The sequence below is a fragment of the Microbacterium sp. EST19A genome, from assembly GCF_019969685.1.
Taxonomy (GTDB): domain Bacteria; phylum Actinomycetota; class Actinomycetes; order Actinomycetales; family Microbacteriaceae; genus Microbacterium.
Map to the genome: position 1 here is coordinate 66,743 of NZ_JAHXYZ010000004.1, position 14,559 is coordinate 81,301.

Annotated in this window: 11 protein-coding genes; 8 read left to right on the top strand and 3 right to left on the bottom strand. The window is 69.8% G+C overall.

Annotated features, from left to right (window positions below):
- Positions 1–11 precede the first annotated feature (11 nt).
- Positions 12–1,010 carry a LacI family DNA-binding transcriptional regulator gene (locus LC452_RS19325; RefSeq protein WP_223628307.1) on the bottom strand — a complete coding sequence of 333 codons (999 nt, stop codon included), beginning with the start codon at positions 1,008–1,010 and terminating at the stop codon, positions 12–14.
- 153 nt (positions 1,011–1,163) lie between these two features.
- Here LC452_RS19325 and LC452_RS19330 point away from each other — a divergent pair, with 153 nt between their 5' ends.
- The 4 genes from LC452_RS19330 to LC452_RS19345 are packed head-to-tail and all read left to right on the top strand — an operon-like array spanning position 1,164 to position 5,135.
- Complete coding sequence (locus tag LC452_RS19330; RefSeq protein WP_223628309.1) at positions 1,164–2,456, top strand: sugar ABC transporter substrate-binding protein; 1,293 nt, start codon at positions 1,164–1,166, stop codon at positions 2,454–2,456.
- Positions 2,453–3,352: a carbohydrate ABC transporter permease gene (locus tag LC452_RS19335; protein WP_223628310.1), complete on the top strand. Its 900-nt coding sequence runs from the start codon at positions 2,453–2,455 to the stop codon at positions 3,350–3,352. The genes LC452_RS19330 and LC452_RS19335 overlap by 4 nt, the downstream gene beginning before the upstream one ends.
- Positions 3,349–4,212 (top strand): carbohydrate ABC transporter permease, encoded by an 864-nt coding sequence (locus LC452_RS19340; protein WP_223628311.1) that lies wholly within the window; start codon positions 3,349–3,351, stop codon positions 4,210–4,212. The genes LC452_RS19335 and LC452_RS19340 overlap by 4 nt, the downstream gene beginning before the upstream one ends.
- 29 nt (positions 4,213–4,241) lie before the next feature.
- A complete protein-coding gene (locus tag LC452_RS19345) occupies positions 4,242–5,135 on the top strand; it encodes a nucleoside hydrolase (protein WP_223628312.1) in 894 nt (297 codons plus the stop codon).
- On the opposite strand, the gene LC452_RS19350 is transcribed toward LC452_RS19345, so the two are convergent.
- Positions 5,136–6,080 carry an NADP-dependent oxidoreductase gene (locus tag LC452_RS19350; protein WP_223628314.1) on the bottom strand — a complete coding sequence of 315 codons (945 nt, stop codon included), beginning with the start codon at positions 6,078–6,080 and terminating at the stop codon, positions 5,136–5,138.
- A gap of 44 nt (positions 6,081–6,124) precedes the next feature.
- Complete coding sequence (gene hrpA / locus LC452_RS19355) at positions 6,125–10,024, bottom strand: ATP-dependent RNA helicase HrpA (protein ID WP_223628315.1); 3,900 nt, start codon at positions 10,022–10,024, stop codon at positions 6,125–6,127.
- 43 nt (positions 10,025–10,067) lie between these two features.
- Here hrpA and LC452_RS19360 point away from each other — a divergent pair, with 43 nt between their 5' ends.
- From LC452_RS19360 to LC452_RS19375, 4 genes are all read left to right on the top strand, one after another.
- The gene (locus tag LC452_RS19360; protein WP_223628317.1) at positions 10,068–11,249 is read left to right on the top strand and encodes a heparan-alpha-glucosaminide N-acetyltransferase domain-containing protein; all 1,182 of its coding nucleotides are present in this window, start codon (positions 10,068–10,070) and stop codon (positions 11,247–11,249) included.
- Positions 11,246–12,082, top strand: a complete 837-nt coding sequence (locus LC452_RS19365) for an aldo/keto reductase (RefSeq protein ID WP_223628319.1) — start codon at positions 11,246–11,248, stop codon at positions 12,080–12,082. The genes LC452_RS19360 and LC452_RS19365 overlap by 4 nt, the downstream gene beginning before the upstream one ends.
- 72 nt (positions 12,083–12,154) lie before the next feature.
- A complete protein-coding gene (msuE, locus tag LC452_RS19370) occupies positions 12,155–12,724 on the top strand; it encodes an FMN reductase (RefSeq protein ID WP_136055623.1) in 570 nt (189 codons plus the stop codon).
- A 32-nt stretch (positions 12,725–12,756) separates the two neighbouring features.
- Entirely contained in the window at positions 12,757–14,556 is a 1,800-nt protein-coding gene (locus LC452_RS19375; RefSeq protein WP_223628320.1) for a thioredoxin domain-containing protein, read from the top strand.
- The last annotated feature ends 3 nt before the right edge of the window (positions 14,557–14,559 follow it).

Consider the following 14,559-nt stretch of genomic DNA (forward strand, 5'->3'; position numbering starts at 1 on the left):
AGGCGTCGGCCTCAGCGGTCCGGTCCACCGTGCGGACCGCACGACTCCCGGAGCACGAGCTCGAACGGTGCGATCTCGTGAACCGGGAGTTCGACGTGCCCGGTGAGGAGTGAGATCACTCGCTCCGCCATCTCCATCACCGGCTGACGGACGGTCGTGAGCGGGGGATACGTGTACGCGGAGTGCTCGGTGCCGTCGAACCCGGTCACGGCGACATCGTCGGGGATGGTCAGTCCGAGGCGGTGGCAGGCGAACATCACGCCGTGCGCCTGCTCATCCGTCGAGCAGTAGAAGGCGCGGGGCCGGGAGGGACGGGCGAGCACGTCGAGAGCGACCTGAGCGGCGTGCGCGCGGGAGATCTCGGTCTGCAGCTCCACGGTGTCGATCGAGCGATCATGCGCCTGGATCGCTCGGAAGAAGCCCTCGCGATGCTGCCGCGAGCCCGCGGAGTCGTCGGGGCCGTTCAGGAGCGCGATGGAGCGGTACCCGTGCTCGATCAGGTGGGCGGTGGCCGCTTGCGCGGCGGCCCGGTAGTCGATCGAGATCGATGACGCCTGCTGCCCGGGATCGACCGGGTGCAGGACCGCGATCGGGATGCCGGCGTCGGTGAAGGGGCGGAGGTCGGGGGTGTCGGAGAGCGACACCATGACCACCGAGTCGACGCGGCGCTCGACGAAGGCCGCCACATGCGACCGCTCGCGCTCCACGTTGAGTCCGGAGTCGCCGATCAGCAGGAGGTTCCCCCGTGCGGCGGCGGCCTCCTCCAGCGCCCGTGCCAGTTCGCCGAAGAACCTGTTGGCGATGTCGGGCACGATCAGGCCGACCGACAGCGTCTTCCCGAAGCTCAGCGCCCGCGCCAGCGCATTCGGGCGGTAGTTGAGCTCGGTGGCCGCCAGGAGGACCTTCTCGCGGGTGGACGGTGCGACGCCGCGCGGTCCGTTGTTGAACACGTAGCTGACGACGGCCGTCGATGTGCCCGCCCTGTCGGCGACGTCCTTCGCGGTGGCCATCGGGTTCTCCCCACTAAGCGGTTAGATAAGTTCGGTCAGCGTAGCACCGGGGTCTCGTATTCATCTCTTGATTTGAAGGATTTCGCGGGCTATAGTCCATCTAACCGCATCGTCTAACCGCATAGATCAGATCCACATTCAAGGGAGAAGAAGATGAAGCGACACGTCGCCGCGATCGCCGGGCTGGCCGTCGCCGCTCTGGCGCTGTCGAGCTGCGCCACCTCCGACGCAGGCTCGACGGACTCCGAGGACGCCTCCGGAACCGTGCGACTGCTGGGCCCCGAGGACCCCAAGGTCTTCGCCCCGGTCATCGCGGCCTTCGAAGATGGCCACCCCGACATCACCGTGGAGTACTCGCAGGTGCCGTTCGACCAGTACGCCACCACACTCCAGCAACGACTGTCGGCTGAAGACGACACGATCGACGTGTTCGCCGTCGACCAGCCGAACCTCGCTCAGATCGCCGCGCAGGGATTCCTCGAAGACCTGAGCGCCCTGCAGTCCGAGGCGAAGGATGCGACCTCGGCGGCGCAGTACGAGATCAACGTCTACGACGGGAAGATGTACGCGCTGTCGATCTGGAACTCGACGCAGATGCTGTTCTACAACAAGGACCTCCTTGCGGCGGCCGGCGTCGAGGCCCCCTCCGTCGATCCGGCGGAGCGCTGGACCTGGGAGCAGACGGCCGAGGCGGGGCGTGCAGCACAGGCCGCCGGTGCCGAGTCGGGGCTCCTCCTCGAGCAGGTCGAGGCGTACTACCAGCTGCAGCCTCTGATCGAGTCCGCCGGCGGCGGCTCCGGCATCTCCGGTCCGGACATGCTCGATGTCGACGTCACAGACGAGGGCTGGGAGAAGGCGCTGTCCTGGTACGCGGACTCCTTCGAATCCGGCCTGTCGCCCCGCGGCGTCGGCGGTTTCCAGACGAGTGCCGTCTTCACCGATCAGAAGGTCGCGTTCTTCGTGGGCGGACCTTGGGACGTCGGAGGGTTCGCCGCGAACGCGACATTCGACTGGGGCGTCGCGCCGCAGCCGTACTTCGAGGGCGGAGCAGAGGTGACGCCGACGGGCTCCTGGTCGTGGGGCATCAACACCGCGTCGAAGAACAAGGCGGCCGCGCAGGAGTTCCTGGAGTTCGCCGCGCTCGACCCTGCGGGGAACCTCGCCACCACCGAGGCGACGACGATCATTCCCGCGAACACGGAGGCCGCAGCGGAATACCTGCCCGGCCTCGAGGAGCTGGCGGGCGAGCACGGCGCCGGAGTGGCGGATCTCATCACGTCCGAGATCGATGACACGGCCGTCGCCCGACCGGTGTCGGTGGGGTACGTCCAGTTCGAGTCGCTCATCAACAAGGCGTTCGCGGACATCCGCAACGGTGCCGACCCCGCCGAACGCCTCGAGCAGGCCCAGTCGCAGATCGAAGACGCCTGGAGCCAGCTGCAATGAGCACCCGCGTCCGCGGGACGCTCGGACAGCGACGGAACAGGAGCGTCGCGGGGATCGCGCTCCTGTTCCTGCTCCCGGCACTCGTCGCCCTGCTGCTCCTGCGCCTCGCTCCGGCCGCTGTCGCGCTCGTCGACAGCCTGTCCCGCTCGACCCTGCTCGGCGGCACGTCCTTCGTCGGCCTCGGCAACTACATCGAGCTGTTCACCAACGCCGACTTCCAGAACTCGCTCGCCGTTACGCTGCTCTTCGCGGTCGTCATCAATCCGCTGCAGATCGTGGCCGCGTTCCTCCTCGCGGTGCTCTTCACCCGGCGGGCGGTCGGATCGAAGTTCTGGCGCTCGATGGTGATCCTCCCCATCGCCGTGCCGCCCGCGGTCTCGGCGGTCGTCTGGAGCGTCATCTACCGGCCGGACGGCCTCGCGAACGGGTTCCTCGCGATCATCGGCATCCCTCCGCAGCCGTTCCTGACCTCGCCGTATCAGGCGCTGCTGTCGATCATGATCCTGCTGTCGTGGATCGGCGTCGGCTACTGGATGATGTTCCTCATCGCCGGCCTCAACGACATCCCGACGTCGTATTACGAAGCGGCCTCCCTCGACGGGGCGTCGTGGTGGCGGCAGACCTGGTCGATCACACTCCCGCTGCTGCGCCGGCCGCTGGCCTTCGTGCTGGTGGCGGACACGGTGTCGAACTTCCTCGTCTTCGCCCCGGTGCAGATCCTGACCAAGGGCGGACCGAACGGATCCACCAACCTGCTGATGCACGATCTCTACACCCGCGCGTACACCTTCGGCGACATCAACAAGGCGCAGGCCGAGGTCGTCATCCTCGTGCTCATCACCGTGGTGATCGTCGCGCTGCAGTTCCGTCTGCTGAGGACGGAGGACCAGCCGTGACCACGATCACCCCGAACCGACGCCGTTTCCCGCGCAGCACCGTCCTGCTGATCTGGTCGACGCTGCTGGCCGTCACGGTCGGCATCGCCTTCCTCGTCCCGCTCTGGTGGACGTTCGTCAATTCGCTCCGACCGGGCGCGGAGACGTTCAGCTACCTCAACCCGCTGCAGTGGCAGACGTTCTTCACCACCACACCCACGCTCGACAACTACGCCGCGCTGCTCGACAGCGACCTCGGCCGCGCCATCCTCAACTCGCTCTTCGTGAGCGTGGTGACGGTGATCGTCGGCCTGATCGTCTGCGCGACGGCGGCGTTCGGGCTCTCGGCCTTCCGGTTCCGCGGGCAGGCGGCGCTCTTCTCGATCGTGATCCTCTCGTTCCTGATCCCGTTCGACGCGATCGCGATCCCTCTCGCGTCGATGTTCCGCGATTGGCAGCTGCAGAACACCTTCCTCGGCCTCATCCTCCCGGGGATCGGCAACGGGATGGCGATCTTCCTACTGCGGACGTTCTTCCTCGCGATTCCCGAGGAGCTCGTGGAAGCGGGCCGTCTGGACGGACTGGGCTGGTGGGGCATCTTCACGCGCATCTATCTGCCGCTGTCCCGGCCCGCCCTGATCGGGGCCGGTCTGATGCTGTTCCTCTTCCAGTGGCAGGCGTACGTCTGGCCGCTGCTGATGGGCACGGACGAGGAGCACATCCTCGGCCCGGTCGCGCTGTCGAACATGCAGGGGCAGTTCCAGGTGGACTACGGAGTGCTGTTCGCGGCCTCCATGATCCTCGTCCTCATCCCGCTGGCGATCATCCTCGCGTTCCAGCGGTACTTCATCCAGTCCGTCAGCACGACCGGGCTGAAGTAGCACCGATCCCCATGAAAGGCCCACACCAGATGTCTGCAGTCCACCGCGTCATCCTCGACACCGACATCGGCACCGATGTCGACGACCTGATGGCCCTGGCGCTGATCCTCGGTTCGCCGAGCATCGAACTCCTCGGCGTCACCACCGTCTACGGAGACACCGCTCTGCGCGGACGGATGACGAAGCGCATCGCTGAGATCGCCGGCACGACGATCCCGGTGCACTCCGGGGAGTCGACGACGCTGTCCGGGCGCGATGTCTGGTGGGCGGGTCACGAAGGGAAGCTGTACGACGGGCTCGATCGTCACGCGCTCGACGGCACGGACGCGGTGAGCCACCTCGTCGAGACGGTCTGCGCGGCACCGGGCACGGTCGACGTGATGGCCATCGGGCCGTTGACGAACATCGCCGCGGCGATCTCCCGCGATCCGCGATTCGCCGCCGCCGTGCGCCACCTGTGGATCATGGGCGGCTCGTTCGCCGACGAGGAGCCCGAGCACAACCTCCGCAGCGACGCCGAGGCGGCCGCGATCGTCTTCGGCGCCGGCATCCCGACGACGGTGTCGGGGCTGGACGTCACCCGCCTCATCACCATGCGGCGCGACGCGCTGACGCGCATGAGCGCCGCCGGGCAGCTCGGTCGAGTGATCGAGGCGGAGATCACGCAGTGGTGGGAGTTCTGGGGCACCGAGTGGAATGTTCCGCACGACCCCGTGACGGTGCTCACCTTGACGCAGCCGGAATCCTTCACCTACTCGCCGGAGGGCCATGTCGAGATCGCGCGCGACGGCGACGAGGAGGGCATCAGCCGATTCCATGCCGGTGACGGCCGCACGAGGATCGTGACCGGACTCGACGCCGACGCGGTCTCCGAGGCGATCGTCGCGGGCATCAGCGCCGCCGCGCGAGCGGGGCGGGTGTGACTACGGGACGAGGATGATCTTCCCCGAGACGGCGCCGGACTCCATGAGCTCATGGGCCTGCGCCGCTTCGGCGAGCGGCAGCGCCGGACCGAGCTCGATCGTGAAGTCGCCGGCCGCGAGGAGCTCGACGGTCTTCTGCAGGGCTTCCGCGCGCCAGGCGAGCTCCTCCGCGGTAAGCGGCACGGGCGAGCCTCCGGAGAACGCGCGGATGCCGAACGACGCGGCATCCGGCCCGCGCACGATGGTCGCGATCCGGTCGCGGTCGTCCACGAGGGCGAGCGACGTCTCGATCGCCTCGTCGGTGCCGGCGCAGTCCAGGACGACGGTGACGGGTGCAGGCGCGGCATCCTTCACGCGCTCCCGGAGTCCCTCGTCGTACGAAACGGGGATGGCGCCCAGCTCGCGCAGGAGCTCATGGCGGGAAGGGCTGGCGGTGGCGATCACGGTCGCACCCCACGCCACGGCGAACTGCACGGCGAACTGGCCCACAGAGCCGGAACCGCCGTGGACCAGCAGCACGTCGCCCTCGGTCACGCCGAGCGAACGCAGCGACTGATAGGCGGTGCCCGCCGGGATGCCGATCGCCGCGCCCTCGGCTGCGGTGACGGCATCCGGGAGCTTCACGAGCTTCTCGGTCTCGACCGCCAGCGCCGACGCGTACGTGCCCAGCGCATCGCGGACGGCGACACGGTCGCCGACCGCGAGATCGTCCACGCCCTCGCCGAGAGCCTCGACCACTCCGGCCCCGTCGAATCCGACGGGGCGAGGCTCGGTGATGTCCGGGGAAGGGCGCTTGCGGCTGCGGAGCTTCGCGTCGATGGGGTTCACTCCCGCGGCCTCGATCCGCACCACGGCCTCGCCGCGCGCCGCGACGGGGTCGGGGATCTCGATCTGGTGCAGGACTGCGGGGGATCCGAACTCGGTGTAGACGATCGCGCGTGCCATACGATCCAGGCTACCCGCGTGCGTTTCGTCTCGTTGGCGCTCGCTCAACGACCGTTGCCGGCGAGGGCCTTCATGATCCGCTGCGGCGAGACGGGCTGCGCAGTGCCGAGGCGCTGCGCGAACACGCTGATGCGGTACTCCTCGAGCAGCCAGCGCACCTCGATGAGGGCAGGCCGAGCGTCGGCGGGGAGCGGGATCGTCCCGCCCGCGTCCTCGAAGGCCTTCGCCATGCGCTCGAACTCCGTCATGCGGGCGCGATCCTTGCCCGGCTCGGTCGTCAGGGTCTTGAGGCGGTCGAGCATGCCCTCGAGATACCGGGGGAAGTGCGCGAGGCGCTCGACGCCCGTCGCCGAGACGAATCCTGGATGCAGCAGCCCCGACAGCTGGGTGCGGATGTCGTTCAGCGGACCCAGCAGGGCGAGGGAGTTCTGCGCCTTGATCCCGCGCTCGACGTCTCGTGACTTCGTCAGGATCCGCGCGACGAGCGAGACGCAGGCGAACAGGTCGTCGACGAGGGATGCCGACACGGCATCGCGCACCCGGGTGAACTCGGCCTCGCTCCGCACGATCCCCGTTCCGCCTGTCGACGCGTCGATCACCCGCCGCGCGACCGCGGCCCGGCTGTCCTCGATCAGGGCGGCGGCGGATTGATAGGGGGAGGCCGCGAGGGCGAGCTTCTCCTGGCTGGTGAGGTGCTCCTGCACATAGGAGGACGGAGACGGGACGCCGAGCAGCACGAGTCGCAGCAGCCCGGAGCGGGTCGCCGCCGCCGCGGCATCCGCGGTCGATTCGACCCGCACCGCGACCGTCTTGCCCTGATCGACGAGCGCCGGGTAGCCGCGCACGACGCCGCCCGCGACGCGGGTGTCGAGCACCTCGGGGAGCTCGTCGAAGGTCCACGACGTCAGACCGGTCTTCTCGATCGAGCCGGTGCTCGTCGCGGCGGCGACGACGGCGGAGGCCGCATCCCGCGCGCCGCGCGGACCGCGCGGAGGAGCGGCGATCGACCGTGCCACACTGCTGCGCGCCCGGTCGGAGAGCTGCGTCTGCAGGGCGCGCAGGTCGCGGTTCGATCCGGCGACCCGTCCGCGCTCGTCGACGGCGCGGAAGTTCATCCGCAGGTGCGCCGGCACGCGATCGTCCTCGAAGTCGCTCGCTGCGACCAGCTGATTCGCGAGCGGCTGGATGAGCCGGGCGAGTGCCTCTTTGAGCGTGCGCGGCGGCAGGCCGCCATGGTTCTCCGGCCCCTGATCGGCGAGCTCGGCGCCGAACTTCTCGGCCCAGTCCGCCGCAGGGACGACGTGACGGCGGATGGCCTTGGGGAGAGCCCGCAGCAGCCCGGTCACGAGTTCCGCGCGCAGACCCGGCACCTGCCAGTCGAAGCCGCGGTCTTCGATCTGCGCGAGCAGCGGCAGCGGCACGACCACGCTCACCCCGTCATCGTCGGCGCCGGGTTCGAAGCGATAGGCGAGTCCGAGCACCTGATCGCCCTGCGTCCACCGCGTGGGGAACTCGCTCTGATCAGCCCGGGCTTCGTCATCGAGCAGATCGGCCTCGCGCATGACCAGGAGCTTCGGAGTGGCCTGCAGCGCCTCGCGCCACCACGTCTCGAAGGAGCGCACGTCGAAGACGTCGGCGGGGATGCGCTCGTCGTAGAAGCGGAACACGGCCTCGTCGCCGGCGAGGATGTCGCGACGACGTTCGCGCTCCTCGAGCTTCTCCAGGCGCTTGCGGAGTTCGCCGTTGCTGCGCCAGAACGCGCTGACCCGCTTGTCGATGCGCGACGGATCCCACTCGCCCTCGACGAGGGCGTGCCGCACGAAGAGCTCGCGGGACGCCGCCCGGTCGATGCGGGCGAACTGCACGCGTCGTCGGGGGATGATCTCGACGCCGAACAGTGTGACCTTCTCGAACGCGACGGCGGCGCCGGCATCCTTCGACCAGTGCGGCTCGGTGACCTGCCGCTTGGCGAGGTCGCCGGCGAGGGGCTCGGCCCAGGCGGGATCGATCGCGGCCACCGTGCGCGCGAACGTGCGCGAGGTCTCGACGATCTCCGCCGCCATCACCGCCTGCGGGCTCTTCTTGCGCAGGCCCGAGCCCGGGAAGATCGAGAAGCGGATGCCGCGGGCCCCGCGGTACTCCGCGATGCGGCGACCCTTCGGTTCCTTCGCGGGGGAGTGCGCCTTGCCGGCCGGGGCCGTGCGCTCGTCGAGGATGCCGATCTGCGAGAGCAGGCCCGACAGCAGGGCGCGGTGGATCGCGTCCGGATCCGACGCTCCCTGCTTCTCCGAGGACTTGACCAGGGTCCGCAGCTGACGATGCACGTCGAACCACTCGCGCACCCGCACGTAGTTGAGGTGTTCCGAGCGGCAGAGCCGGCGGAAGGCGCTGGAGCCGAGCTCGCGCTGCTGCTCGCGCAGGTGGTTCCAGAGGTTCAGCAGCGTGAGGAAGTCGCTCGTCGGGTCGACGAAGCGGGCATGCAGCCGATCCGCGGCCTCGCGGCGCTCCTCCGGCCGTTCGCGGACGTCCTGGATCGTCAGACCCGACACGATCGGCAGCACGTCGTTCGTGACCCCGTGGCGCCCGGCCTCGATCAGCATGCGGGCGAACCGCGGATCGATGGGCATGCGTGAGATGTCGCGACCGACGCGGGTGAGGTGCGGGGAGTCGTCGCGTCGCGACGGCTCGACCGCCCCGAGCTCGGTGAGCAGATCGAAGGCCGCCTTCACGCCTCGCGAGTCCGGCGGCGTGAGGAAGGGGAAGGCCGTGATGTCGCCGAAGCCGAGCGACAGCATCTGCAGGATGACCGAGGCGAGAGAGGTGCGCAGGATCTCGGGCTCGGTGAACTCCGGCCGCTTGTCGAAGTCCTCCTCGGAGTACAGCCGGATCGCGATGCCGTCGCTGGTACGTCCGGCGCGGCCGGCGCGCTGGTTCGCCGAAGCCTGCGAGATCGCCTCGATCGGGAGCTGCTGCACCTTCGAACGATTGCTGTACCGCGAGATGCGGGCGGTGCCCGTGTCGATCACATAGCGGATGCCGGGAACCGTGAGGCTCGTCTCCGCGACGTTCGTGGCGAGGACGACCCGGCGCCGCACGCCCGCCACGCGGGAGCGCTCGAAGACCCGATGCTGCTCCGCCGCCGACAGCCGTCCGTAGAGGGGGAGCACCTCGGTGGGGGAGCGATCCTTCGCGTACGCGCCGCGCACGGCATCCGCGGCATCCCGGATCTCGGCCTCGCCCGGCAGGAAGACGAGCACGTCGCCGGGCTCCTCGCGGTCGAGTTCCCGCAGCGCGGCGACGATCGCGGAGACCTCGTCCTCGTCCTCGGTCTCCTCGGTCTGCTCGCGGTAGCGGATCTCCACCGGGTACGTGCGACCGGACACCTCGATGATGGGTGCGGGTTCGCCGCCGGCCGGGGCGAAGTGCTTCGCGAAGCTCTCCGGATCGATCGTCGCCGAGGTGATGATCACCTTGAGGTCAGGGCGCTCCGGCAGGATGCGCACCAGGTACCCGATCAGGAAGTCGACGTTGAGCGAGCGCTCGTGCGCCTCGTCGATGATGATCGTGTCGTAGCGGGTGAGCAGGCGATCGCGGTGGATCTCGTTGAGGAGGATGCCGTCGGTCATCAGCGCGATGCGGGTCTCGTCGGAGACCTTGTCGGTGAAGCGCACCTTGTAGCCGACGAGGGTGCCCAGCTCGACCTGCAGCTCCTCCGCCACGCGCTCCGCGATGGTGCGGGCGGCCAGACGGCGCGGCTGCGTGTGCGCGATGCGCTCCCGGCCGAGCTCGAGCGCGATCTTCGGCAGCTGGGTGGTCTTTCCGGAACCGGTCGCGCCGGCGACGATCACGACCTGATGGTCGCGGATGGCGTCGGCGATCTCCTCCCGGGCGGCGCTGACGGGCAGTTCCGGCGGGTAGATGATCACGGGAAGGGACGCAGACATAGCCCTCCATCGTATGCCGGGAATCGCACCATACGATCATGAGGTGACCAACGTCTTCCCACCCGTGAGCTGGCTTCGCGGATTCGGGCGCCCGCCGCGCATCCTCGGACTCGACGTCGCACGCGGTCTCGCGATCCTCGGCATGGCCGGGGCGCACATCGGCGATACCCGCACCTTCGACTGGGGCGACCCGGGCTCGTGGACCGACCTGGTGAACGGCCGCTCCTCGATCCTGTTCGCGGTGCTCGCGGGGGTGTCGATCGCCCTGATGACCGGCCGCTCCGCCCTGCCGGAACGCGAGCGCCTTCCGTACCTCCGCCTCAGCCTGGTCGGACGAGGAGCCGTGATCTTCGTCATCGGCCTCGCTCTGGAGATGCTGAACACCCCGATCGCCGTGATCCTCACGCTGTACGGGTTGATCTACGTCGCGGTGATCCCGTTCCTGCGCTGGCGACCGTGGCAGCTGCTCACCGCCGCCGCCGTCCTCGCCCTCATCGGCCCGGCGCTGCTCGCCTTCCTCGCCGCCGTGGCGCTGCATCCGTTCGGCGCGGGCATCGGATTCGTGCTCTACGGCTCGTACCCGATCACGGTCTGGATGGCTCTCGTCCTGGGCGGCATGGCGCTGGGCCGCCTGCATGTCGAGCGGATCCGCACCGCGGTCGTCGCCCTCGCCGTCGGCATCCTGCTCGCGGTCGGGGGATACGGTCTGGGGGCAGCAGGGGCGGCGCTCGGCGCCGTGCCCGCCGAGTCGGGCGACGGTGCCTCGTTGTCCGCCCCGAGTGGATGGGCCGGGTATCCGGAGGCACTCGCGCAGAGCGATCCGCTCCAGGCGGCGATCTCCGCGGTGTTCGCGGTCGACCCGCACACCGGCGGGACGGCCGAGGTCCTCGGTTCCGGCGGGTTCGCGCTCGCCGTGGTCGCGCTGTGCCTGCTGCTGAGCCGACCCCTCCGCTGGCCGCTGCTGCCGCTGGGTGCGCTCGGATCTATGCCGTTGACGGCATACAGCGTGCACGTGGTGTCGATCGTGCTGCTCGTCGGTCCGGGCGGGTTCTTCACGAGCAACGCATTCTGGGGTCTGACGGCGATCGGACTGCTCCTCGGCGCGACCCTCTGGTCGATGTTCCTCGGACGCGGTCCGCTCGAGCGCCTCGTGGGGCGAGGGGCGTCGGCGATGGCGGGAATTCCCACCTTGCCTGTCATCACAGGTCATAGGCTGGATCCATGACCATTCCTGCACTCGAACTCAACGACGGCAACTCCATCCCCCAGCTCGGCTACGGCGTCTTCAAGGTGCCTGCCGATGAGACGGAGCGCGCGGTGAGCCAGGCCCTCGAGATCGGCTACCGTCACATCGACACCGCCGCCATCTACGGCAACGAGGAGGGCGTCGGCGCGGCCATCGCGTCCTCCGGCATCGCTCGCGACGAGCTGTTCATCACGACGAAGCTCTGGAACGACCGCCACCACGACGAGGAGCCGCGTGCGGCCATCGCCGAGAGCCTGACGAAGCTCGGGCTCGAGAAGGTCGACCTCTACCTCGTGCACTGGCCGACGCCCGCGAAGGACGACTACGTGCACGCCTTCGCCAAGCTCGTCGAGCTGCGCGAGGCGGGCCTGACCCGCAGCATCGGCGTCTCGAACTTCCTGGTCCCGCACCTGGAGCGCGTGGTGGACGAGACCGGCGTCGTGCCGGCCGTGAACCAGATCGAGCTGCACCCGGCCTACCAGCAGCGCGACGTGGTGGCGTGGTCCGACGAGCACGGCATCCGCACCGAGGCCTGGGGCCCGCTCGGCCAGGGCAAGTACGACCTCTTCGGCACGCCGGCTGTCGCCGATGCCGCGGCGGCGCACGGAGTCACCCCCGCGCAGGCCGTCCTCCGCTGGCACCTGCAGAAGGGCATCATCGTCTTCCCGAAGTCGGTGCGTGCCGAGCGCCTGCGCGAGAACCTCGACGTGTTCGGCTTCACGCTGACCGACGCCGAGGTCGCGGCGATCGACGCCCTCGACCCCCTCGACGGTTCGGGTCGCGTCGGCTCGCACCCCGACGAGGTGAACTGACCCGTACTGCTCACATGACGCCCCGTGTCGCGCTCCGCGACACGGGGCGTCGTCGTGGGTACCGTCGATGTCATGACAGCTCCGTTCCGTGTCGTCGCCGTGTCGGGTTCCCTGCACGAGCCGAGCAAGACGACCGCCCTCGTCCGCGCGATCACGGCCGCCATCGGCGAGCGAGCCCCGATCGAGGCGCAGCTGATCGAGCTCACGGAGATCGGTCCCGGTCTCGCCGGGGCGCTGCGCCGCGACCAGCTTCCGCCCGAGGTCGAGGAGAAGCTGCGGGCGATCGAGACCGCCGACCTGCTGATCGTCGGCAGCCCCGTCTACCGGGCCTCGTTCACCGGCCTCTTCAAGCACCTCTTCGACTTCGTCGGACAGTACGACCTGGTCGGCAAGCCGGTGCTGCTGGCGGCGACCGGCGGCGGCGAGCGGCACGCATTGATCATCGAGCATCAGCTGCGCCCGCTGTTCGGCTTCTTCCAGGCCCTCACTCTGCCGCTCGGCGTCTACGCGAGCGATACCGACTTCGACGGCTACGAGATCGCCTCCGAGATCCTGCAGTCGCGCATCTCCCTCGCCGCGGAGCGCGCTCTGCCGCTGGTGGGATACGCGGCGTCGCGGCCGGTGGAGCTGCTCGTCTCGTGACCCGGCGCCCTGCGGGCGCGTAGCGTGAGGGCATGACCAACCGGCTCGCCGACACCCTCAGCCCGTACCTGCGAGCGCATGCCGACAACCCCGTGGACTGGTATCCCTGGGGTGAAGAGGCGTTCGCCGAGGCGCAGCGGCGGGACGTGCCGCTGCTGATCTCGATCGGCTACTCGACGTGCCACTGGTGCCATGTGATGGCCCGGGAGTCGTTCGCCGATCCGACGACGGCTGCTCTGATGAACGACGGGTTCGTGGCAGTGAAGGTCGACCGCGAGGAGCGCCCGGAGGTCGACGGCGCCTACATGGCCGCGGCATCCGCCTTCACGCAGAATCTCGGCTGGCCGCTGACCGTGTTCGCCACCCCGCGCGGACGGGCGTTCTACGCCGGCACGTACTGGCCGCCGGAGCCGCGCCCGCCGATGCCGGCGTTCCGCGACGTGCTGGCCGCCGTGCAGGAGGCGTGGACGCTGCGTCGTGCGCAGGCGGAGGAGTCGGCGGATGCTGTGACCGACGCGCTCGCGCGGGCGGCCGAATCGGTCCCGGCCGATCTGCCGGACCCCGCCGCCATCGCCGCCGCGGCCGAGACGATCTCCGCCCGGGAGGATCGAGCCTTCGGGGGATACGGCAGCGCCCCGAAGTTCCCGGTCGCCACGACGCTGCGGTTCCTGCAGGACCCGCTGATTCGGCAGCACGCTCCGGATGCCGCGGCATCGGCCCGGCGCGCGCTCACCGCGATGGCGGGGTCCGCTCTGCGCGATGACGACGGCGGGTTCTTCCGTTACGCGACCCAGCGCGACTGGACCGTGCCGCACTACGAGCGGATGCTGACCGACAACGCGCAGCTTCTCGAGGTCGCCCTCGATGCCGGAGACCACGAGACCGCACGCGGCATCGCGACCTTCCTGCTGGCCGTGCTGCGGCGCGTCGACGGCGGCTTCGGCTCCGCACAGGATTCCGAGTCGTGGATCGACGGAGCGCGCAGCGAAGGCGGCTACTACCTGCGCGCCGTGCCGGAGCGCGCGGAGCTGCAGCCTCCGGCTGTTGACGGCAAGGTCATCACGGGCTGGAACGGCCTCGCGATCGGGGCGCTCGCCCGCGCCGGCGCCGCTCTCGAAGAGTCCTCGTGGATCGATGCCGCCGCCGCCGCAGCGACCCACGTGCTGCGCGTCAATCGCGACGAGCGGAGCGCGCTCGTCCGTGCGTCGCTCGACGGCATCCCCTCGGCCGCCGTCGCGACGGCAGCCGACCTCGGACTCCTGGCCGACGGGTTGTTCGCCCTCGCCACGGCGACCGGGGATGCCTCCTGGGCGGTGACGGCCCGCGGGCTCCTCGACGATGTGCTCGAGGGGGTCGGCGGCGATCCGCTGCTGACGGCCAACGGCATCGCGGTCTCGCCCGACGAGACCGACGGTGATCTCCCCTCGGATGCCGCCGCTGTCGCCGCGGCGTCGCTCACGGCCTGGCGGCTGGGAGCGGGGGACCGGTACCGAGAGTCCGCAGCGGCGACTGTCCGCTCGCTGGCCGTCCGCGCGGTCGAGCAGCCCTTCGCGCACGGCAGTCTGCTGCGGGTCGCGGCGGGTCTGGCGTCCGCTCCGCGTCAGGTCGTGACCGTCACAGCAGATCCCGCCGGTGCACTCGCCGGCGCGGCGCTGCGCACCGACGCCGACGTGATCGCCGTGGTCACCCCGGCGCAGGCCGAGGCTTTCGCCGAAGCCGGGTTCGAGCTGTTCGAGGGAAAGGCCGCCATACCCGAGCGTGCGTACGACTGCCACGCGTTCGTGTGCCGGCTGCCGGTGAGCGACCCCGCCGCGCTCCCGGTGGCGCGCTGACCC